The following is a 20,458-nucleotide window of genomic DNA, read 5'->3' on the forward strand; positions in this document are numbered from 1 at the left end:
CACAGGATTGCCGGGCTATGTGGGGCTGAAGAATTGCCCGGCAACAGAACGATCAAAACTTACAACAGCTAACTGGCGATGACTGCGCAGAGAATTTTGGCATGACATCGCATTGAGGGTATTTCCGGTGGGGTATCGGCAATTCAGAAACGGACTTGCGAATGTCATCTATGACGAAGACATCGTCAGTGCCGACTGCGAAAAGCTTTTTGACCTGGCGTGGCTGCAGGCCAACAGTCACTGTGCCCAGGTGGAGCGCGGCAAGGCGGTGATGTTCGAGCACGACGGCGTGGAGCTGGTGTACAAGCAGTACCACCGGGGCGGGCTGGCCGGTCGCCTGGTTGAAAAAACCTATCTGTACAGCCGCCTGGCAAACACCCGCGTGTGGCGGGAATTCAATATGTTGCGGGCCATGCGCGCGCTGGGACTTCCGGTTCCGCGGCCGGCGGCTGCACGTTGCGTGAGTGTGCCGCCGCTGGTCTATCGCGGCGCGTTGATTACCGAGCGGGTCGCAGACTCAAAGAACCTCACCGAGGTGCTCTGCGAGCGCCCTGTGGAAAACGCGGACTGGGAAAAGCTCGGTGAACTGATTGCGCGCTTTCACGCAGAAAACGTGTATCACGCGGACCTCAATGCCAGCAATATTCTACTGACCGGCAGCGGCGATTTTTATCTGATCGACTTCGATAAGGGGGTCATCCGGGATTCCCTGTCCCCGCAGGATGCGGAATCCAACGTGTCGCGCCTGCGCCGCTCCCTCGACAAGTTGCAGGGCAAGCACTCCCCGTTCCATTTCTCCGATGACAACTGGCGCGCGCTTACCAGCGGCTACGCCAGTGCCCGCAACAAGATCCGGGATTACACCGAGAAGTAATCCCGATACCACTCAACAAACTTCTGCACCCCTTCGCGCACCCCGGTATCCGGGCGGTAGCCGGTGGCCTGCTGCAATTTGCGCGTGTCCGCGTGGGTATCCGGGATATCCCCCGCCTGCATCGGCAGTAGTTCGCGAATCGCCTTCTTGCCGAGCGCTTCTTCCAATGCATCGATATAGTCGGAAAGCTGCGCCGGGTTGCCGTTGCCGATATTGAAAATGCGGAAGGGCGCATTGCTGGTTGAAGGCATCGGTTCCGCCGCGCTCCATTCCGGGTCGGCGGTGGCGATCTGGTCGCTGGACTTGATCACCCCTTCGACGATGTCGTCGATATAGGTGAAGTCGCGGCTGTGGTGCCCGTGGTTGAACACCGGGATCGGCTTGCCCTCGAGGATCAGGCGGGTGAACTTGAATAGCGCCATATCCGGCCGGCCCCATGGACCGTACACGGTAAAAAAGCGCAGTCCGGTTGTGGGCAAGCGGAACAGATGACTGTAGCTGTGGGCCATAAGCTCATTGGCGCGCTTGGTGGCGGCGTAGAACTGCAGCGGATGGTCCACCCCGTGATCCTCGCTGAACGGCATGGTGGTATTGCCACCGTAGACACTGCTGGTGCTGGCGTAGGTGAGATGCGGGGTTTCCGCGTGGCGGCAGGTTTCCAGCAGGTTGGAGAAACCCACCAGATTGCTCTCCACATAGGATTCCGGGTGCTCGATAGAGTGGCGCACGCCGGCCTGTGCGGCGAGATGGATTACCCTGTCAAATTTATGGCGCTCGAACAGGGCGTCGAGGGCGGGTTTGTCGGCGATATTTGCACGTACAAATTCGTATTCGATGGTATCGCCCTGCTGGTGGGCGAGTTTTTCCAGCTCCCGCAGGCGATCCTCTTTGAGGCTGGTTTCGTAGTAGTCGTTGACATTGTCCACGCCCACCACGGAATCGCCCCGTGCCATCAGGGTCTTCGCTACGTGGAAGCCGATAAAGCCCGCGTTGCCGGTAATCAGGTACTTCATGGGGTTGTCCACACCGTAATTGGTTCTCGCAAGGGACCGCTGCCTATCCCCGAAAAATACTCCCGGAAGGTGTTCCCGGTGGGGTACCGCAATTGTAGTCAGTCCATAAAAAAGGCCGGCACTATAGCAGTGCCGGCCTTTTAATGGTGTGCTGGAGGTGGATTATTTGGTGAGTGGTGCTGCGCCACTATCCAGGATATGCGTGCGGGAAACCGGGCTGGCCGGGTTCAGGCGCGCATCCAGCTGCTGCAGGTCTTCCGGTGCCAGCAGGCCTGCCACCAGTTTCAGGTTCAGGGTGTTGAGGATGTAGTCGTACAGTGCATTGGCGTAATCGGTCTTGGCCAGTGCCAGGGTGCGCTGGGCCAGCAGCACATCGACGATATTGCGGGTACCCACCTCGTAACCGGCCTGGGTTGCATCCAGGGCGCTCTTGGCGGAGATCACCGCCTGTTCGCGGGCTTCCACACGGCTGGTGTCGGTGGTGACCGCGCGGTGCAGGGTGCGCGTGTCCTGAATGGTGTTGCGCTCGGTCAGGTTGCGGATGTCCTCGGACTGGAACGCCAGGTTGCGCGCTTCGCGGCGACTGGCGCTCAGGCGGCCACCGGTGTAGATGGGCATCTCGAAGGTGATCGCGGCAATCTTGGTTTCGGTCTCGTCGTCGATCGGGGAGCCGGTGGAGAAGGGCTCAAATCCCGGGAACGTGGTGGTACCGTTTCTGTCACCGTCGCGGTAGCCCTTGTCGTAGGACAGGTTGCCGTACAGGGTGGGCAGGTGCTCGGCGGCCGCGGCGCGCGCGTTGTAGCGCGAGGCATCGGCGTTCAGGCGCACGGCCTTGAGGGTGTAGTTGTTGGCCAGGGCAAATTCTACCCAGGAGGCGCGGTCTGCGGGATTCGGTGCAGACACGGTGAAGTTCGGCTGCAGCGGCGCCACCACATCGTGATTCTGGCCGGTAAGTACGGAGAGCGCGTCGAAGTTGCTCAGCAGGTCGTCCTGCGCGGTGAGGCGACGGGCCACGGCGCTGTCGTACGCGGAGCGCGAATCGTACACGTCGGTGATCGCGGTCAGGCCCACTTCAAAGCGCTGCTGGGTCTGTTCCAGCTGCTTGGCCAGAGCCTCTTCCTCGGCGAGGGCGGCTTCCAGTACGTCGTGGGCGCGCAGGACGTCGAAGTAAGCTGCCGCTACACGGATCATCATATCCTGCTGGTTGGCGCTGAACTCGGCTGCGGCCTGTTCACTGAGGGTCTTGCCCTGTTTGTAGCCGAACCAGGCCGGCAGGTCGAACAGTGCCTGGGTGAGCCTGGCACCATAGCCGTGACTGTCGACATCACTGTCGCCGGTGGATCTACCCGTGACCAGCTGGTTGTTGATGAAGTTCTGGCTGATGGAGTCCGATTCGGTGCGGGTCTTGGTGTAGTCCGCACTGGCATTGATCTGCGGCAGCAGCGAGGAGCGGCCGAGGTTTTTCGCTTCCAGGCCGGCGCGATAGGCAGCGCGGTCAGCAGCCAGTTGCGGATCGTTATCCAGTGCCTGCAGGTACACTTCCCACAGGGTGTCCGCCTGGGCCTGTACAGCGCCGAGGCCGGTACCTAGTCCGACAACGGTGGCGGCGAGCAGAGATTTGAGTGGGCGGCCAATACGCTGAGCAAGGCGCCCTTTTGCACTTCTTGTCATTACTGTTGATTTCCTGTGACAGCTGCGGTCTTCAAGTTTCCGTGGCATCGTGCGTTAGCAACGCCCACTGTGTTCCTGTAAACCCCGCTTCCTTTTCTGCTTGTGCTTCTGAAAGGATCTGAAGCCAGTCTGTAATGTGCTCTGAAGGCGGCGCTGGCTTGGCCCGGAATGCAGTTGCATCCGTTTTCGATACGGAGTTCGGGCCTGCGGTCGCGAGAGTGTACCTCTCGGCCGCATAAGCGTCGAGGCGACGACCAGCGCAATTTGGTATATCTTCGTTAAACTGACGCGAACTTGCGTCCAGTGGCAAAAGGTACCTTTGTGCCGGCCTGCGCGTCACTTCCCACGCCGCTTCCCGGTAACTCTGACGCAGCGGAGGCCGCTTGTGGATGCACCCGGTGTAGATGTGCCCGGAAGTGTCGTATCAGCGGCCCACTGGCGCAGTGCAGTAAACGGAAATGGGTAGGGCATGGGGCAAGAATCCCGACAGGACACTCACCGCACGGCGATACCGGCAGGGCCGGAAGGCTCCAGTGCCCAGTGGCAGAGAGCCTGTCACCAGTGCGACCTGCTGCTGACCCGTGCACACGCACCGGTAGGGCAGCGGCTGATCTGTCCGCGCTGTGGCGCCGCCCTGCATCGCAATATGGAGCGCAGCGTTGCGCATACTGCCGCGCTGAGTCTTACGGGCCTGCTTCTGTTTATTCCCACCGCCACCCTGCCACTGCTTGAGTTTTCCCTGTTTTCCTTCGGCGCGGAGAACACGCTGATGAACGGTGTGCAGTCGCTGTTTGCCGAGGGGTATTACTGGCTCGCCTCGCTGGTGTTGTTCTGCAGTGTACTGGCGCCACTGGGCAAGTTCCTGTTGCTGGCCTTCATCTCCTGGGGCAGCGCCTGGGCCAGTATGGCCAGACCTGTGGCGCGGGCGCTGCGCTGGTATCACCACCTGCAGGAGTGGGGCATGCTGGATGTCTATATGCTGGGCATTCTGGTGGCACTGGTGAAGATGTCGGACCTGGGCAAAATGTCGGTAGAGCCCGGGCTTTACTGTTTTGTGGCCATGATGGTGGTGTCCAGCGCGGCCACAGTGTCCTTCGATGCGGAAACCGTGTGGGCGCGACTGGCCCGCCGCACCGCTGCTGCGGATAAGGGTGCCTCAGCGCAGTCGGAGGGAATGTCGTGAAGCGTCCGGCACGGGCATTGTCTTCGGGATTCTGGACCTGCCTCGGGTGCCGTCAGCTGGTGCGGGCACCGCAGGCGGATTCCTGCCTGTGCCCCCGCTGTGGCGCGCGCATGCATGGACGTGTGGATGGCAGCATCATGCTGACCTGGGCGCTGACCATTACCGGGGCGCTGTTGCTGATCCCGGCCAACATCCTGCCGGTGATGACGGTGATCTATCTGGGCTCGGGAGACCCGAGCACGATCATCGGCGGGGCGATGGAGCTGTATCACGCGGGGCTGTGGGGCATTGCCCTGATCGTGTTTGTGGCCAGTATTGCCGTGCCGGTGATGAAACTGGTGGGCCTGGTGATGCTGTGCCTGATGGTGCAGCGGCGCTGGGATGTGTCTCCGCGCCAGGCGATGCGGATTTACCGGGTGGTGAATGCCATCGGCCGCTGGTCCCTGCTGGACCTGTTTATGATCTCGATACTGGTGGCGCTGGTAGACATGGGTGCAATCGCCGAAGTGGCTGCCGGTGCCGGCAGTACTGCGTTTGCCACCGTCGTGGTTGTGACCATGTTCGCAGTGCGCGCATTTGACCCGCGTCTGGTGTGGGATGTATACGAAGAAAAAGTGTCTGCGAAAGAAGCGCACGCACACGAGAAGCTTCACAGGGAGAATGGATGAGCGAACCGCCATTGGAATACGACGCCCAGTCCGAAGGTCTGGCGCGCCGCAGTCGTGGTCTCTCGCTGGTCTGGCTGTTGCCGCTGGTGGCAGCACTTATCGCTGCCTGGCTGCTGTACAAGGATTTTACCCAGGGGGATATTCGCGCCACGATCCTGTTTTCCACCGGGGACGGCCTGGTAAAGGGTAAGACCGCGGTGAAGTATTCCGGTGTGGAAATCGGGGTGGTGGACGATTTCCGCCTGGTGCCCAATGCGGAAAAGCTGGGTGGCCAGGACGGAGTGCTGGCTGAAGTTTCTTTCAATCGCAGTGCGGCTTACCTGCTCACCGAGGGCAGTAAATTTTGGCTGGTGAAGCCGGAGGTGTCTCTTACCGGTGTGCGTGGCCTCGAGGCGCTGGTGTCCGGTAACTATATCGCCGTGGAGCCGGGCAGCGGTGCCGCGCGCAAACATTTTGTCGCAGTGCCCGAGCCGCCCGCCTATGTGCGCGGGGATGGACTGCGGATTACCCTCAAGTCGCCGCGCCTGGCCTCCCTCAATCGCGGCTCACCGGTGTACTACCGCCAGCTGAAAGTGGGGCAGGTGGAGAGCTACCGGCTGGCGGAAGATGCCAATGAGGTAGAGATCGGCCTGTTTATCCGACGTGAATACGCTGACCTGGTGCATCGCGGCAGCCGTTTCTGGAATACCTCCGGCGTCACCATCCAGGGTGGCATTAGTGGCGTCAACGTAGAGCTCGAGTCTCTCGCTTCGCTGATTGCGGGTGGTGTCAGTTTTTATACCCCCGAAGCTCAGCGGCATTCCCCGCTCTCGGAAGACGGCCAGGAATTCAAACTCTACAAGAGCTTTGCCGAGGCGGATGCCGGCATCCCGGTGACGCTCAATTTCGACCGGGGTGTGAGCCTCGCGGAGGGATCTACCCAGGTTATCTACCAGGGTATCAAGGTGGGTGAGGTGAATGCCGCCAAGGCCAACCGGAATATCGATGGCATGGAAGTCGAGGTGCTGATGGACCCGATCACAGACGACCTGCTCACCGAAAACACCCGATTCTGGCTGGCGCCGCCGACCCTGGATTTCACTTCCGGCGTGAATGACCTGCTCAAGGGCAATCGCATCGAAGTGGACCTGCGTCCCGGTGAACGCTCGGTTCGAACGTTTGACGCCGCAACTGCGCCGCCCGCGCGGGACGCGCGCACGCCTGGATTGCACCTGCGGCTTACCGCCAGGAATACCGGTTCCATACAGCGCGGTGCCTCCGTGTACTACCGCCAGATGGAAGTGGGACGGGTACAGGGGATGGAGCTGGCGGACGACGGCTCCAGCATCAACGTATATGTGGTGATCGAGCCGCGCTATGCGCACCTGGTCAACGGTGAGAGCCGCTTCTGGAACGTAAGCGGGGTGCGCGCCAGTGCCAGCCTGCAGGGAATCAAGGTGGAGACCGATGCGCTGTTGTCGGTGGTGCGCGGTGGTATCGCTTTTGGCAGCGGCCCCCATCACAGCAAGAATGCCGGGCGCGCGCAGAGCGGTGACAGTTTCCGGCTTTACGGCAGTCGCGACGAGGCGCTGGAAGAAGGGATCAATATCTACATCGATCTCACCGGCGATGAGGGGCTCAAGGAGGGGGCGCCGCTGCGCTATCGCGGCATTCAGGTGGGGGAGATTACCCGCCTGCGTCTGAATTACGAGCTGGATGGTGTGCGCGCCAGGGCGCGCCTCTACCGGCGTGCGGAGCGATTTGCTCGCACCGGCACCCGCATGTGGGTGGTGGGCCCCAAGATCGGCCTGGGCGGTGTGGATAATCTGGATACCCTGGTGACCGGACCTTTTCTGGAGCTGGAGCCGGGGCTGGGCAACGATCCGCAGACCGAATTTGTGGCCCTTCCCGCCAAGCCCGAGCCGGACCTCGCCGATACCATGATGATGCCCGGGCTGGCGCTCATTCTCGACGCACCGCGGCGTGGATCGCTCAAGCGCGGCAGCCCGGTTTTTTACCGCCAGGTGAAGGTCGGGCAGGTGACCGGCTATCAGCTGGGGGAACTGGCGGACCGGGTTTACATCTATGTTTATATAGAGCCTGAATATCGCACCCTGGTGCGCGAACACAGTAAATTCTGGAATGCCAGTGGCGTGGATGTGAACTTTGGGGTGATGACCGGGCTCGATGTACACACGGAATCTGCCCAGTCGCTGCTGGCAGGGGGGATCGCTTTCGCCACACCGGAAAATGCGGAGATGGGGCTTGAAGTGGAGTCCGGCAGCCATTATCCACTGTACGGGAAGCCCGAGAATGAGTGGCTGTTGTGGAGCCCCAAAATCGAGCTGTACCCAGCGTTGGAAGGCAATTTCAAATAGTCCGGCCCATGGCCGGAGCCTCGACATCATGTCATACGAGATAGGGAGAACGGATGCGTATTACAATAACCAGCCTGCTTGCGGGTCTGCTGACGGTGGCCGGGCTCACTGGCTGTGGCACTCCGACCCAGATCAACCGGATCGAGCCGCGCACAGCACCAGTGAGCTTCCAGACCTATGCCTGGGGCACCGAGGTGCTGACTGGTGACACCGGCGCGCCGGCACAACTTGTGGAGCTGGATACGGAGCTGCGTCGCACCGTGGGTGCCCTGATGCAATCCCGCGGCTATCGCCAGGTGCAGAGTGTGGATAGTGCGCAGATGGTAGTGGAATACCAGATCGCAGTTATCGAGGAAGAGTTCGCCAGCGAGGAGGAAAACGAGAGCTGGGATGCGCAGTTCGACAGCAATGCCCAGCGCGGTGTGGTCGAGTTGCCGGAGCGCAGCGGCGCGCCTCGGGTAACCCTCTCGGTAGGTATCGGGCCGCACAATGGCATGCCCATATGGGGTGGCAGCGCCACCAAACTGATGGCGCGCCCCGAGGACAAGAACGAGCGCCAGCGCATTCTCAACAAGGCCGTGGGCGAGTTGCTCAAGGACCTGCCGCCGGCGAGCTGAATCTGGTTGAGGGGAGGGTTCAGCCCTACCCGCCAGCAGGCCTCCAATTTTTTCACAGTTCGGCAAGGACGCCGGTACTCTCATAACAAATTCAGGAGAGCATATGGCTTCTTTGCTTCAACGTTTTCGCGGTGCCGCCCTGGGGTTAGTCGTGACCCTCGGGCTCAGCGCCTGTACCGCCCCGAACCCGGTCGCGGTGGATTACGACCCGTCCTTCAAATTCGCTAACCTGCGCAGCTATTACCTGCTCGATACCCTCGCCAACGGCCCGGTATCGCCATTTGAGAGCAAACGCGCCAACCAGGCGGTGAACGAGGTGCTGAAGGCGAGCTACCAGCCGGCGGCCAGCCCGGAGGAGGCCGATTTCCTGGTGCGTGTACAGCTGTTCAGCAGCGACAAGGTTGCGGTGTACGAGGACCCGTTCAGCATTTACGGCGGCTACCGCTATTTCGGCTTCGGCTGGAGAGCCCCGTTGCGGGTGCGCGAGTACCGCGAATCCTCCCTGATCGTCGATGTGCTGTCCCCGGATGATGCACCCCTGTGGCGCGGCAGTATGCCGTCCGTGGCGGGTCGATACGACGCCCCAGAGCAGCAACTGTTTCGCCTGCGTGAGGAGGCCAGCATGATCCTCGCCAAGTTCCCACCCTACAATGATGTCGGCTACGACTGATCCAGCGGCAGTAACGGAATCGGAACACACAGCCATGAGTGATAACAAGGATCTCAAGCCGCAATTTACCCGCGGCGCGGTGGATATTATCTCGCGCAAAACCGTGTACGACGGTTTCTTCGAGATGCAGAAGCTGCGCCTGCGCCACCGCTTGTATCGCGGCGGCTGGGGCGGGGAGATGGAGCGCGAGCTGTTCGTGCGCGGCAGTGCAGTGGGGGTGCTGTTGTACGATCCCCGGCATCAGCTGGTAGCACTCACCGAGCAGTTCCGTGTGGGCGCGCTGGAGCGCGAAAACGGCCCCTGGTGCCTGGAAGTTGTGGCCGGCATGGTCGAAGAGGGGGAATCCCTCGAAGAGGTCGCCCGTCGCGAGCTCCAGGAAGAGGCCGGACTGGAAGTGCAGGCGCTGCACTACATCCGCAGTTACCTGCCCAGCCCCGGCGGCACCAGCGAGCGTATGCACCTGTTCTGCGCCTGTGCCGACCTACGCGATATCGAGGGCTACTTCGGCCTCGCTGAAGAACACGAGGATATCCGCCTGCGGGTATTCCCTCTGCAAACCATGCTGGACGCGGTCGCCAGCGGCGACAGTGCCATCGATAACGCCGCCAGCATCATCAGCCTGCAGTGGCTGCAGCTGAATCGCGAGCGATTGGAACGCTGAGCGGGTAACCGGTCGCGGCGCCATTGCTCAGATATCCCCTTCTGATAGCTACAAGCAAATGGCAATTGCCGGCAAATATTGCCAAGTTAATGCAAGTTCGAGGGTAAATCCGCGCCTAGAGAGCCGGGGATCTGGTCGCCAGGACCCGGATTTCGCCCCAACGCGGGCAATTTGAGAGATCAATCACGGCGCAGACTCAACAGGAGTGTCGATAATGGCGGTACCGGCGAACAGCAGCCGCAGCAAGGCAAAATCACAGATTGCGACGAGTAGACGCACGGGCGCTATAAAAGAGCGCTACCGGGTGGATCTACCGACCTATCATGCAGACTGTGATGCCAACTACCTGCGCCTGTGTAAATTGATGCCGGAGCTCGCCAGCAATCACAGCTGGAGCTACCAGATACCCAGCGGCACCCTGGAGGTGGCGGTTGTAGAGCGCAGCAGGTACACCACCGAAGTGAGCCTGCATACCTCGCTACAGGATTCTGGGGTCAAGAACAGTAACTGGCTTGCGCCACCGCCGATTACGGTACGTCTCTATCATGACGCGCGTATGGCAGAAGTGGTGGCGGTGGATGGCCAGGGGCCGGTAGGCGGCGATGGGCTGAACTTCAGCTACCCCAATCCGGCCATGCACAATGAAGATGAGCGCCAGCAGGTCAATCGTTTCCTGAGTGAATGGTTGGCGCACTGCCTGGCAAACGCCCGCGCCCAGGTCGACCTCACTTTCGGTGGTCGCCAACGCTGAGAGCACGCCGGGCATCGCACGGGCGAACACGGATGTTTCGGCAAGGTGAGACAGTGAATATCGAGGCAGTACAACCGGCAAACCGGCTGATCCAGATTACCGACCCCCATATTGGCGGTCGGCCGGATTATCAGTTGCTGGGCCTGGACACTGGCCACACCCTGGATGAGGTGCTTGCCGCCGTCGCTGCCGAGCCTACTACGCCCGAATTAATGGTTGTTACCGGCGATGTCTCTGCCAATGGTACCGAGGCAGCCTACCGCCGTTTCCTGCGCAAAATGCAACCCGTCTCTACTCCCTGGTACTGGCTCCCCGGCAACCACGATACCGCCCGTAGAATGGACGAACTCGAGCCGAGGCGACGCCCCGAGGTGGTGGCGCTGGGCAACTGGCGCTTGCTGTTGCTGGATACCAGTGTGCCGGGGCAGATCTGCGGCGGTTTCACGGATGTGGAACTGACGCGTATCGCGAAACTGCTGGAAGACCTCCGCGACCACCCGCTGATGATCATGATGCACCACCAGCCGGTACCGGTAGGCAGTCACTGGATCGATGGCCATATGCTGAAGACCGGGCGCGAGGCTTTTATCGAGATGGTGTCCGGCGCCGATCACGTGCGCGCGATTACCTGGGGCCATGTACACCAGCAGTTCGACAGCCAGCTCGGCCACATCGGCCTGCACGCAACCCCTTCCACCTCGGTTCAGTTCACACCGGGCAGCGGTCCCTTTGCGGTAGACAGTGAGTTGCCGGGCTACCGCTGGTTCGATCTGCGCGATGACGGCAGTTACGATACCGGCGTTGAGCGGGTGGCGATCGCAGAATACAGTGTGGATTTTGCATCGTCTGGATACTGATCCTGCGCTCGTCGCATAGGTCGGGCTATTCGCCCCTTTGCACTTTTTAACCTGCCTCACGTGACTCATTGTCCAGCCACCTATCATAATATGGCACGTGAATTCGCGGTTCAGTGGTACCGGATTCCTGTGGCGCACCGCCTCGAACTGCTCGAGTCTCTCCAGTCGGTGTGCTGCAATCATACACGTGTCCAACAGGAAGAGAGGTCACCATGTACACACCCCGTAAGAGTTTCCTGAGTCTGTTGTTGCTCACCGCCGCACTGCTGGCGGGCTGTGCCCAGCAGCCGGTGGCTACCCCGGAAGATGAAGCCGATGGCCTGCTGCCGCGCAAAACCGGGCTGGATATCGTCAGTGCCGCCTACGCCTTCGATCTCAGTGGCGCCAAGGTTTACCTGGAGCCAGTGGCGGTCGAGTACAACAAGCGCTATCCGCGTATCGGTTCTCCACTGCGCGCCAAAGATTACGAACTGGATGAAAAAGACGTCGCCAAATTGCAGGAAGTGATGGGTGAAACCCTGAGCGAACGTTTTCTCTCCCCGCGCCGCAGTGAGCTGGTGGCTGACCGCTCCCAGGCGGACTACGTCATGAAGCTGGACCTGAGCCGCTTCTCCCTCGGTGCGCCGCTCGATCCGCAGCCGTTTCTGTGGCGGGTCTACACCGACCAGAGCGCCTACGGAACCCTCTCCGGCGAGCTGCAGGACAGCAACGGCAATCCGGTAATGCGCTTCAGTGACCGTCGCGATATCGGCGAAAACTTCGGCGGTGTTGGCCCCGCAGGGCGTTTTGAACGATTCACCAGCGTTACCTTCTGGCGCGATATGAAAATTGACCTGCGCCGTGCCTTTGCCAGCCTGGATGAATCCCTGCGCTAGCGTTTAGTCACATCCTGAAGCTCTATGGTGAGCGGGCGCCGGTACATATGCCGGCGTCACCGCTATAATCCCCGCCATGCCAACACAACAAAACTCCCAATCCCGCCACCACAGCTCGTCGGCTGAGCGCCCGTTGCTGATCTACCTGCACGGCTTCCTGTCATCACCGCAGTCCTACAAATGTCAGGTACTGAAACAGTGGTTGCAGGAATCCCGCCCCGATGTCATTTTCTATGCGCCGTTGATTTCACCTTATCCGGCGCAGGCTGCAATGACCCTCGGCAAGATGCTGGAGGATTTCCGCTCCAATCACCGCGGTCCCATCGGCCTGGTGGGCAGCTCCATGGGCGGCTTCTGGAGTACCTGGCTGGCCGAGCAGCACCGGCTCCCGGCTGTGATCATCAATCCCGCAGTGAAACCCTCGCGCTTTATGCCAGGTTATCTCGGGCAGGACCTCAAACCCTACAGCGGTGAAATGCAGACCTATCGCCTGCAGCCAACCGATGTGGATAACATGCGGCAACTGGAAGCGGCGATACCCGGGGAGCTGAGTGGACGTTACTGGCTGCTGGCGCAGCGTGGCGATGAAACCCTGGACTGTCGCGAAGCCGAGGATTTTTACCGCGGCCAGCGCCAAACCGTGGAAGAGGGGGGCGACCACAGCTTCCAGGGATTTGCCCGTTATACCGAGGCACTGGTAGATTTCCTGTTTCCGAATAATTAACTGAACCCGAAAAGACCCAATAACAAACTCCAAGCAGTAGGCGCCGGCCACGGCGAACAAAACTCTATGGCGAATTATTCCGCAGAAGATATCGAGGTATTGACGGGGCTGGACCCGGTGAAAAAGCGTCCCGGGATGTATACCGAGACCACCCGTCCCAACCACCTGGCCCAGGAAGTGATCGACAACAGTGTCGACGAAGCCCTCGCCGGCCACGCCAAGAAAATCGAGGTGGTACTGCACAAGGACCACTCCCTGTCCGTTAGCGACGACGGTCGCGGCATGCCGGTGGATATCCACCCGGAGCAGGGGCGTCCGGGGGTAGAGGTAATCCTGTCCACCCTGCACGCCGGCGGCAAGTTCTCCAAAAACAACTACCAGTTTTCCGGTGGTCTGCACGGGGTGGGTGTTTCCGTAGTAAACGCCCTGTCCAATGTGCTGGAAGTGACCATCCAGCGGGATGGCAAGGTGCATCGCATCGGCTTCCAGAATGGCGACAAGGCCTCGGATCTGGAAGTGGTTGGCGAGTGTGGCAAGCGTACAACCGGCACCAGCGTGCGCTTCCTGCCGAACCCGAAGTATTTCGATTCCCACAAGTTTTCCGTACCGCGCCTGCGCCACCTGCTGCGCGCCAAGGCGGTGCTCTGCCCGGGCCTGAACGTCACCTTCATCAATGAGCAGGACGGCGAGTCGGACCAGTGGTATTACGAAGACGGCCTGAAAGATTATCTGGCTGCGTCCAACCAGGGCTGGGAAGTGCTGCCGGCGGAGCCTTTTATCGGCAACTTTTCCGCGGAGACCGAGGCAGCGGACTGGGCCGTACAGTGGCTGCCGGAAGGCGGTGAGGTCACCGTTGAATCCTATGTGAACCTAATCCCCACTGCCCAGGGCGGCACCCACGTGAATGGCCTGCGCGCGGGCCTGCTCGACGCCATGCGCGAGTACTGCGAGATCCGCAACCTGTTGCCGCGTGGGGTCAAGCTGGGGCCAGAGGATATCTGGAACCAGTGCTCCTATGTGCTCTCCGCCAAACTGGCAGACCCGCAGTTCTCCGGGCAGACCAAGGAGCGCCTCAGCTCCCGCGAGGCCACCGCATTTATTTCCGGCGTCGCCAAGGATGCCTTCGGCCTGTGGCTCAACCAGCACACCGAAGATGGCGACAAACTCGCCGAGCTGTGTATCAGCAATGCGCAGAAACGCCTGCGCTCTGCGAAAAAAGTCGCGCGTAAAAAAGTCACCCAGGGCCCGGCCCTGCCCGGCAAGCTCGCCGACTGTTCCAGTGGCGATACCACGCGCTCGGAATTGTTTCTGGTGGAAGGGGACTCGGCCGGTGGCTCCGCCAAGCAGGCGCGCGACCGCGAGTTCCAGGCCATCATGCCCCTGCGCGGTAAAATCCTGAATACTTGGGAAGTGGACTCCAACGAGATCCTCGCCAGCCAGGAAGTTCACGACATCGCCGTCGCCCTTGGCGTCGACCCCGGCAGCGACAACCTGGAAGGCCTGCGCTACAACAAAATCTGTATCCTCGCCGACGCCGACTCCGATGGCCTGCACATTGCGACCCTGCTGTGCGCGCTGTTCCTGCGTCACTTCCGTCCGCTGGTTACCAACGGTCACGTATACGTTGCCATGCCGCCGCTGTTCCGGGTGGATATCGGCAAAGAGGTCTACTACGCACTGGATGACGCCGAGCGCCAGGGAATCCTCGATCGTATTGCCGCGGAGAAAAAGAAAGGCAAGATCCAGGTCACCCGATTCAAGGGCCTCGGTGAAATGAACCCGCTGCAACTGCGCGAAACCACCATGGACCCCAACACCCGCCGCCTGGTGCAGCTTTATATTGACGCCGGCGACGACAGCAACCAGCTGCTCGACATGTTACTCGCCAAGAAACGGGCCGGTGACAGGAAGCAGTGGCTGGAGAGCAAGGGCAACCTTGCCGAAGTTAGCTGAATGCAAAGCCCCGCGATGCGGGGCTTTTTTGTTCATATAGATCGGAAATTTACCCTGCGCAATTGGCGCATGGTGGTGCCGACATTGCTTGAATTTCGGTTGTATTCGAAGGGTAATCTGACCTGCGTATAACTGATAAAAAGCTGAATAGCCATAAAAGAAATGTCTAGATATAGCCATTTAGACATTTCAACGGGCATGGTTACATATAGGTATAATGTCTAAATATAGATATCTGATGCCTATATGTAGACATTATGTCTATATCTGGGGCTTTTGAATAAAACTGTTATGCGAAGGGGAGATCATGAGTACACCTCCACACAGCAAAATCATCAACAGAGTAGCAAGGCAGGTATTGAAGCCGATTGGCGTGAAACGAAAAGGCCAGTCGAGAATTTGGTTAGATGATAACGGTTGGTGGATTACAGTAATTGAATTTCAACCTTCTGCGTGGTCAAAAGGCAGCTATCTAAATGTGGGTGTTAATTTTCAATGGTACCCACAAGAACATCTCTCTTTCGATATTGGCTATAGAGAGGCTGGTTTTGTTGAGTATGAGTCAAATGAGCAGTTTGAGCCACAAGCTCAAGAATTTGCAAATCTAGCAAAATCTAAAATACTGGAAATACGAGAAAAGCTATCTAGTCCAAAAGCAGTTAAAGAGTACGTAGTTTCTTCATTGCAAGATTATCGACCAACTTTATGGGGTGAATTTCACCAGGGTATGTCATGTGTCATAGCCAAGGAAAAAAACGAGGCCATTGCCTACTTCAATCAGGTGCTAAGCAATCCTCATGATACGGGATGGGCAATAGATCTTAAGGAGTTCGTTTCCAAATTGATCTCGCTACTTGAGTCAGGCGAAGATGCAACCCATTTCCTAAATGAAATAGTAAATAAATCTCGTGAGCTAAAGAAATTGGAGCCGACAGATGTGCAGATCTCAGAAATCGCATAACAATGCGCTGCAGGCCGACGGCCAACTTTGTGCGCTTTATGCGCGGTCGTTGCGCTCCCATTATCGCGCATAAAGCGCCCAAAATTGTCCGCGGCTGAGCGCGGCGTTAGCCTTCTGGGTAATTGACATGGAATTTATTGACCCATTCCCTACAAAATGCGAATTTTGTAACGAGAGTAATATTTATCCTGTAAAAGAACTTTTGGCTTACAAAGCGATTTGTAAAAGTTGCGGGTCGAAACTTATCGATGGGCCACTAGAGATGCATAAGGGTAAACGATCAGTTGCAATTGAGTTACGGCCTGCAACCCTGATTTGGGAGGCGTGTGAGAAGTTTGACTTAGATCTTGAGTGTATAAGTGATGAAGAGTTCGATGATATGCGCTTAGTTTCAGATTTTTTAAAGAATATTGAGAAAATGGGATTCGACGGCGAATTAGAATCGATTTTAGAGCTATCTTCATTCAAGAGAGTTAGCCAGTCAATTGACCCATCGAAGCTTGGTCAATATTCGGTCGAAGAGCTTGCGGTACTGGCTTATCCCGAGGTAAAACCAGGCTAACAAACAGCAGCAGAGCGACAGCCAACGCTACGCACCTTTTGTGTTACTCGCTGGCGCTCAAACATTAACACAAAAGGCGCTCCGCGCTGCCTGCGCTGGGCGTTATGCAGAGGAGGTACTGTGAATTTGCTGTTTCCTAAGAAACTGGGTACGCCTCACATTCAACTAGGTATTTCTGTCGATGAGGGACTTAAAATTCTTCGTGAATTTGGGGACATCAAAGAAGAACAAGGTAAGGAGCGCTCATACACTGTTGATATACCTGAGTTCAGCTTTGCGATTTACGAGGAAAATGGACTGGTCAAATCAGTTTGGTATAACGATCCACTAGGCCGCTTTTGGAATATGGGAAAGAGGCGCAAAGTGAAGCTCTATCTTGAACGGTATGGAAGCCTTGACGACTGGGAAGAAAGGATGAATAACGGTTGGATGAAGTACTTCTTTAACCCTCAATCGAACTCCGCAATGGTTTACGGTATTCATATGGACGTAATTAGATTCAACCAATGGAGCGGTGCATAACAAGTACACAAAGTCTGTTCCTGCCGATTGGGCCTCCACCGGACGCCCTAATCGGGCGCTGCTATGCAAGCGTTATGCTATGAATCTACGAAACAGCATTTTTATTCTAACGATAATTTTTGGAAGTAGAGCCCTGGCATGTGAACCGATACAGCCAGCTGTAATTCCACCGTCATCACCTGACGGTGAGTTCCAGTATATTTACCCAGACTTTCAAAAAGAGTTAGAAAGTTCCATCCGTACCGCGAAGGACGTTGCGGTTGTCAAAATTCATAGTGATTCTTTATCTGAGTCTGAATATGGGCAGCAAGTTGCTGTAGCAGTTTTAGGGTTACTTCATGGTTGGGGGTATCAGTCTGGCCGCTATATGAAGTACGTGAGAAATGAATCCTCTTGTGGAAAACCTAAGGAAATTGGCGGGTCAGGGTGGTACGTTGCAATATTACGTAACAGTGAGGTTTATTCGGTAATTCCATATCGTTCAGTAGAAGAGCAGATCAAGTCGCGAGGTAGGCCTGAATATGTATACTCTGCAATTGGCTTGCTCCGGGATCAACATAGCAATTACGGGCAGTGAAGCTACGGGCCTCCGCGGGTGTTAAGTAAAAATGGTAATGAAGGCTTGGAATAAAGATTGGCACCAGTTTTACGAAGATATCGTAAATGATTTCAATGAGGGTCTAGACGATGCGGCGTTGTCCAGGAAATATGGCGGATATACAGTTCGCTGGTCAGGTACCGTAACGGACCTAAATCTCGAATCTCAGTCGTTGCTAAGTGTAGGCATTGCTATGGATGTCAGAGAGAAATATATAAGTAAGGGCTATAAATTTATTTGTAATGCGGTCACTCTTTTCATAGATGATGCACTAAAAAGTACATGGAATAGTGTAGATATAGGTGAAGTTGTGGAATTTGAAGCGCTCATCTATGTGAAAAATGGCCCTTTTCATGGTGTTAGAATCTCAACTTTCCCGGGAGATGACTCAGCAATTCTTTTACTTGGCCTGCATCGTGCCAAGAAAGTGGCTTAACAAAGCAATGCAGTCGACGTCTTACTTTATACACTTTTCACACAGTCGCTGCGCTCCCATTTTCGCATATAAAGCGCCCGAGGCAAGCTGCCCCTGCTGGCGGCGTTAGCACAATATGAAAGTGAAGCATCTGATTACAATCATACTAATGACACCGCTGGTGGCTTTTGCTGAAGCTAGTACATGTTATGGCACAACCTCAAATGGGCGGCTTTCTCACGGTGTTAAGCTACCGTCAGAGGGAAAAAACTTCGTTACCTACAGTACAATGGCCCGGCTCGCCGGACGGACGTATGTGCATTCTGAAGTAAGAAGCATCATCGTGGCAGCGTATAAAGACATAGAGGCGGAGCAGCCAGACAAAGTCTATAAATACGCTGAAACAGGTTTCGAAGAAGGTGGCGAGTTCAAACCGCATAAAACACATCGAAATGGCTTGTCGGTTGATTTCACAACACCTGTAAAAGACAAGAGCGGTAAGTCTGTACACTTGCCAACCACCCCATTCAACAAGCTTGGCTATAACATAGAGTTTGATGCAAACAGCCAATATGATGGCCTGTATATCGACTATGAAGCTATGGCGGCGCATGTAGTAGCCTTGCATAAGCAGGCAAAGAAGCACGGCCATGACTTATGGCGTGTTATATTTGACCCAAAATTGAAGCCAAATTTATTCAAAACAAAGTACGGCGAATATTTAAAGACTAATGTACAGTTTTCGAAAAGGGCTTCATGGGTTCGTCATGATGATCATTATCATGTCGACTTTGATATTCCGTGCAAATAATAGCGCTAACAAGCGGCATCAGTCGGCAAACGCTGCCACCAATTTCGTGCCAAAATTGGCGCCAGTTTAACCTCGCCGCTGAGCATGGCGTTAGCACACACAAGGAGATATTGTGCAGGTCCATGAATTTGGTGATTCTCAGGGTGTCCCAGTCATTTTCTTTATGGGTACACCTCAAACAGGTGAGTCTGGGCATGAGTTTTCAGTGCTCGCGAGTAAAGTTGGTATCCGGCTAATTTGTCCTACCCGTCCCTGGTATTATGAATTCGATTCTGCCCCGTCATTCGACAAATGTTCGGAAAAAACAAGCGCGTATCTACAAAGCAACGGAATCGATAAGTGTCATGTAATCGGTGGTAGTGGGGGAGGCCCGTTCGCTATGCACTTCTCTACAGCTTATTCTGAAGTCGTTCACTCTTGTTATCTTTTAGCGTCGATGGGTACACCGAGTATCTTTGTTGAGAAGGTGAAGTCGCCCCCCACATTGGAGCTCCTAGAACTTCTCCGGAATGATAACTATGAGTCAACGATTGATTACCTCACGTCATTGGGCCTTTCAGAAGACTTGGCTCATGGTGCGTGGTCTGACTTTAAAGTGCTTCTTGGTTCGTGGGAGTCGATCGAATTTCAGAAATCACCAATTGTGTACATCCATCACGGAGAAGAAGATGAGAATGCTCCAATTGAAAGCATTCGAGACTTAGCAGGAAAGCTACCCAGTTCACAAATTCGTATTTCTTCCCAAGCGAGTCACATGGGGTTGGCTGAAGATGAAGAGCTTTCGGAATTTAAATTAATTTTTAATGAAATCGCGGCCTACGAGCGCACCGCGTGCTAACAGTGCGCTGCAGGATGACGGCCAACTTTGTGTACTTTATGTGCGGTCGCTGCGCTAACATTATCGCGTATAAGGCGCACAAACCTGTCCGCGGCTGAGCGCGGCGATAGCAGTTTGAGCAAGTTATGAAGATAAAATTACTACTGAGTTTCATCTTGGGCTGCTTTTGTACATTTCTACTCCTTTTGTTTATGACGAGTCTCGTTGGTGCGCAAGGTAAAGGTGCTGCAAAAAGTATGGAATATGCTGCCTTAGATGACGGAGTTATATGTGACTTTCCTTTAGTGAAGGAAAATATTCTTTTCGAGGAGAAGTGTACGTGCTGGTATTTAGGTGACGGAAAGGGATTCGAAGGTTTGTGGGGTGGCTGTAATGCACTGAGCTTGACAGATGAAACATTCGGAAAGCTTCCAAAGTGCGGTGCGCGGTAAGGCTGCTAACATTGATCGGCGTTTTTATTCTGCTTCGGCGCTGGGCGTTACAAATCAGTAGAAATTGGAGAAAATCATGGAAGAACTTAAGCCTTGGGGCCTAGAGAAAAATACCTATTTAATGCTTATGCACCTAAGTCAGCTGGCTGGGTTCTGTATCCCTGGCGCTGGATTTGTATTGCCGATCGTTATGTGGGCGGTTAATAAAGACCATTCCGAAGAAATTGATAAGCACGGTAAAGTCATTCTCAATTGGATGATTAGTGCGCTTATTTATTCGGTGGTTCTCTTTATCTTGGTGTTTGTAATTGTCGGAATTTTTGGATTTTTCATATTGTTGCTCTTGGATATCATTTTTGTAGTAATTGGGGCGGTTAACGCGAGCGAAGGAAAGCTCTGGAAGTACCCGTTAAGTATCCAGTTCTTCAGAATAGAGAATCCATAAC

General features: G+C 56.2%; 21 protein-coding genes. 19 read left to right on the top strand and 2 right to left on the bottom strand.

Annotated features, from left to right (window positions below):
• Positions 1–127 precede the first annotated feature (127 nt).
• Positions 128–874, top strand: coding sequence for a 3-deoxy-D-manno-octulosonic acid kinase (locus ACONT6_RS01505; protein WP_428820128.1), 747 nt, complete (start codon positions 128–130; stop codon positions 872–874).
• On the opposite strand, the gene ACONT6_RS01510 is transcribed toward ACONT6_RS01505, so the two are convergent.
• On the bottom strand, positions 859–1,887 hold the full coding sequence (locus ACONT6_RS01510; protein WP_428820129.1) for an NAD-dependent epimerase: 1,029 nt from the start codon (positions 1,885–1,887) through the stop codon (positions 859–861). The genes ACONT6_RS01505 and ACONT6_RS01510 overlap by 16 nt on opposite strands.
• Positions 1,888–2,049: 162 nt before the next feature.
• Positions 2,050–3,558, bottom strand: coding sequence for a TolC family outer membrane protein (locus tag ACONT6_RS01515; RefSeq protein ID WP_428820130.1), 1,509 nt, complete (start codon positions 3,556–3,558; stop codon positions 2,050–2,052).
• Positions 3,559–4,027: 469 nt separating this feature from the next.
• Between ACONT6_RS01515 and ACONT6_RS01520 the strand changes: the two genes are divergently transcribed.
• From ACONT6_RS01520 to ACONT6_RS01605, 18 genes are all read left to right on the top strand, one after another.
• Positions 4,028–4,741 (top strand): paraquat-inducible protein A, encoded by a 714-nt coding sequence (locus ACONT6_RS01520; protein WP_428820131.1) that lies wholly within the window; start codon positions 4,028–4,030, stop codon positions 4,739–4,741.
• Complete coding sequence (locus tag ACONT6_RS01525; RefSeq protein WP_255463465.1) at positions 4,738–5,409, top strand: paraquat-inducible protein A; 672 nt, start codon at positions 4,738–4,740, stop codon at positions 5,407–5,409. The genes ACONT6_RS01520 and ACONT6_RS01525 overlap by 4 nt, the downstream gene beginning before the upstream one ends.
• A complete protein-coding gene (locus ACONT6_RS01530) occupies positions 5,406–7,766 on the top strand; it encodes an MlaD family protein (RefSeq protein ID WP_428820132.1) in 2,361 nt (786 codons plus the stop codon). The genes ACONT6_RS01525 and ACONT6_RS01530 overlap by 4 nt, the downstream gene beginning before the upstream one ends.
• Before the next feature lie 53 nt (positions 7,767–7,819).
• Positions 7,820–8,383, top strand: coding sequence for a DUF4136 domain-containing protein (locus tag ACONT6_RS01535; protein ID WP_428820133.1), 564 nt, complete (start codon positions 7,820–7,822; stop codon positions 8,381–8,383).
• 103 nt (positions 8,384–8,486) lie between these two features.
• Positions 8,487–9,053, top strand: a complete 567-nt coding sequence (locus ACONT6_RS01540) for a DUF4136 domain-containing protein (RefSeq protein WP_428820134.1) — start codon at positions 8,487–8,489, stop codon at positions 9,051–9,053.
• A gap of 34 nt (positions 9,054–9,087) precedes the next feature.
• Positions 9,088–9,714 (top strand): NUDIX domain-containing protein, encoded by a 627-nt coding sequence (locus ACONT6_RS01545; protein ID WP_428820135.1) that lies wholly within the window; start codon positions 9,088–9,090, stop codon positions 9,712–9,714.
• A gap of 214 nt (positions 9,715–9,928) precedes the next feature.
• Complete coding sequence (locus ACONT6_RS01550) at positions 9,929–10,465, top strand: DUF1249 domain-containing protein (RefSeq protein ID WP_428820136.1); 537 nt, start codon at positions 9,929–9,931, stop codon at positions 10,463–10,465.
• A gap of 53 nt (positions 10,466–10,518) precedes the next feature.
• Positions 10,519–11,322: a phosphodiesterase gene (locus ACONT6_RS01555; RefSeq protein ID WP_428820137.1), complete on the top strand. Its 804-nt coding sequence runs from the start codon at positions 10,519–10,521 to the stop codon at positions 11,320–11,322.
• Positions 11,323–11,534: 212 nt separating this feature from the next.
• The gene (locus ACONT6_RS01560) at positions 11,535–12,197 is read left to right on the top strand and encodes a hypothetical protein (protein WP_428820138.1); all 663 of its coding nucleotides are present in this window, start codon (positions 11,535–11,537) and stop codon (positions 12,195–12,197) included.
• A 76-nt stretch (positions 12,198–12,273) separates the two neighbouring features.
• Entirely contained in the window at positions 12,274–12,921 is a 648-nt protein-coding gene (locus ACONT6_RS01565; RefSeq protein WP_428820139.1) for a YqiA/YcfP family alpha/beta fold hydrolase, read from the top strand.
• 66 nt (positions 12,922–12,987) lie between these two features.
• On the top strand, positions 12,988–14,874 hold the full coding sequence (parE, locus tag ACONT6_RS01570) for a DNA topoisomerase IV subunit B (protein WP_181254291.1): 1,887 nt from the start codon (positions 12,988–12,990) through the stop codon (positions 14,872–14,874).
• Positions 14,875–15,181: 307 nt separating this feature from the next.
• Positions 15,182–15,835 (top strand): hypothetical protein, encoded by a 654-nt coding sequence (locus tag ACONT6_RS01575; RefSeq protein ID WP_428820140.1) that lies wholly within the window; start codon positions 15,182–15,184, stop codon positions 15,833–15,835.
• A 127-nt stretch (positions 15,836–15,962) separates the two neighbouring features.
• Positions 15,963–16,397 carry a hypothetical protein gene (locus ACONT6_RS01580; protein WP_428820141.1) on the top strand — a complete coding sequence of 145 codons (435 nt, stop codon included), beginning with the start codon at positions 15,963–15,965 and terminating at the stop codon, positions 16,395–16,397.
• A 120-nt stretch (positions 16,398–16,517) separates the two neighbouring features.
• Entirely contained in the window at positions 16,518–16,919 is a 402-nt protein-coding gene (locus ACONT6_RS01585) for a hypothetical protein (RefSeq protein WP_428820142.1), read from the top strand.
• 614 nt (positions 16,920–17,533) lie between these two features.
• Positions 17,534–17,953: a hypothetical protein gene (locus ACONT6_RS01590; protein ID WP_428820143.1), complete on the top strand. Its 420-nt coding sequence runs from the start codon at positions 17,534–17,536 to the stop codon at positions 17,951–17,953.
• A 115-nt stretch (positions 17,954–18,068) separates the two neighbouring features.
• On the top strand, positions 18,069–18,743 hold the full coding sequence (locus ACONT6_RS01595) for a penicillin-insensitive murein endopeptidase (protein ID WP_428820144.1): 675 nt from the start codon (positions 18,069–18,071) through the stop codon (positions 18,741–18,743).
• 112 nt (positions 18,744–18,855) lie between these two features.
• A complete protein-coding gene (locus ACONT6_RS01600; protein WP_428820145.1) occupies positions 18,856–19,581 on the top strand; it encodes an alpha/beta fold hydrolase in 726 nt (241 codons plus the stop codon).
• Positions 19,582–20,088: 507 nt separating this feature from the next.
• A complete protein-coding gene (locus ACONT6_RS01605; protein ID WP_181254285.1) occupies positions 20,089–20,457 on the top strand; it encodes a DUF4870 domain-containing protein in 369 nt (122 codons plus the stop codon).
• Position 20,458: the final 1 nt, after the last annotated feature.

Source organism: Microbulbifer sp. MCCC 1A16149, assembly GCF_050368945.1.
Classification (GTDB): Bacteria; Pseudomonadota; Gammaproteobacteria; order Pseudomonadales; family Cellvibrionaceae; genus Microbulbifer.

Coding starts and splice junctions, on each gene's coding strand:
- ACONT6_RS01545 (WP_428820135.1), top strand. CDS start 9,088: ATGAGTGATAACAAGGATCTCAAGCCGCAATTTACCCGCGGCGCGGTG.
- ACONT6_RS01550 (WP_428820136.1), top strand. CDS start 9,929: ATGGCGGTACCGGCGAACAGCAGCCGCAGCAAGGCAAAATCACAGATT.
- parE (WP_181254291.1), top strand. CDS start 12,988: ATGGCGAATTATTCCGCAGAAGATATCGAGGTATTGACGGGGCTGGAC.
- ACONT6_RS01595 (WP_428820144.1), top strand. CDS start 18,069: ATGAAAGTGAAGCATCTGATTACAATCATACTAATGACACCGCTGGTG.
- ACONT6_RS01510 (WP_428820129.1), bottom strand. CDS start 1,887: ATGAAGTACCTGATTACCGGCAACGCGGGCTTTATCGGCTTCCACGTA.
- ACONT6_RS01515 (WP_428820130.1), bottom strand. CDS start 3,558: ATGACAAGAAGTGCAAAAGGGCGCCTTGCTCAGCGTATTGGCCGCCCA.
- ACONT6_RS01605 (WP_181254285.1), top strand. CDS start 20,089: ATGGAAGAACTTAAGCCTTGGGGCCTAGAGAAAAATACCTATTTAATG.
- ACONT6_RS01575 (WP_428820140.1), top strand. CDS start 15,182: ATGAGTACACCTCCACACAGCAAAATCATCAACAGAGTAGCAAGGCAG.
- ACONT6_RS01520 (WP_428820131.1), top strand. CDS start 4,028: ATGGGGCAAGAATCCCGACAGGACACTCACCGCACGGCGATACCGGCA.
- ACONT6_RS01565 (WP_428820139.1), top strand. CDS start 12,274: ATGCCAACACAACAAAACTCCCAATCCCGCCACCACAGCTCGTCGGCT.
- ACONT6_RS01540 (WP_428820134.1), top strand. CDS start 8,487: ATGGCTTCTTTGCTTCAACGTTTTCGCGGTGCCGCCCTGGGGTTAGTC.
- ACONT6_RS01580 (WP_428820141.1), top strand. CDS start 15,963: ATGGAATTTATTGACCCATTCCCTACAAAATGCGAATTTTGTAACGAG.
- ACONT6_RS01530 (WP_428820132.1), top strand. CDS start 5,406: ATGAGCGAACCGCCATTGGAATACGACGCCCAGTCCGAAGGTCTGGCG.
- ACONT6_RS01535 (WP_428820133.1), top strand. CDS start 7,820: ATGCGTATTACAATAACCAGCCTGCTTGCGGGTCTGCTGACGGTGGCC.
- ACONT6_RS01590 (WP_428820143.1), top strand. CDS start 17,534: ATGAAGGCTTGGAATAAAGATTGGCACCAGTTTTACGAAGATATCGTA.
- ACONT6_RS01560 (WP_428820138.1), top strand. CDS start 11,535: ATGTACACACCCCGTAAGAGTTTCCTGAGTCTGTTGTTGCTCACCGCC.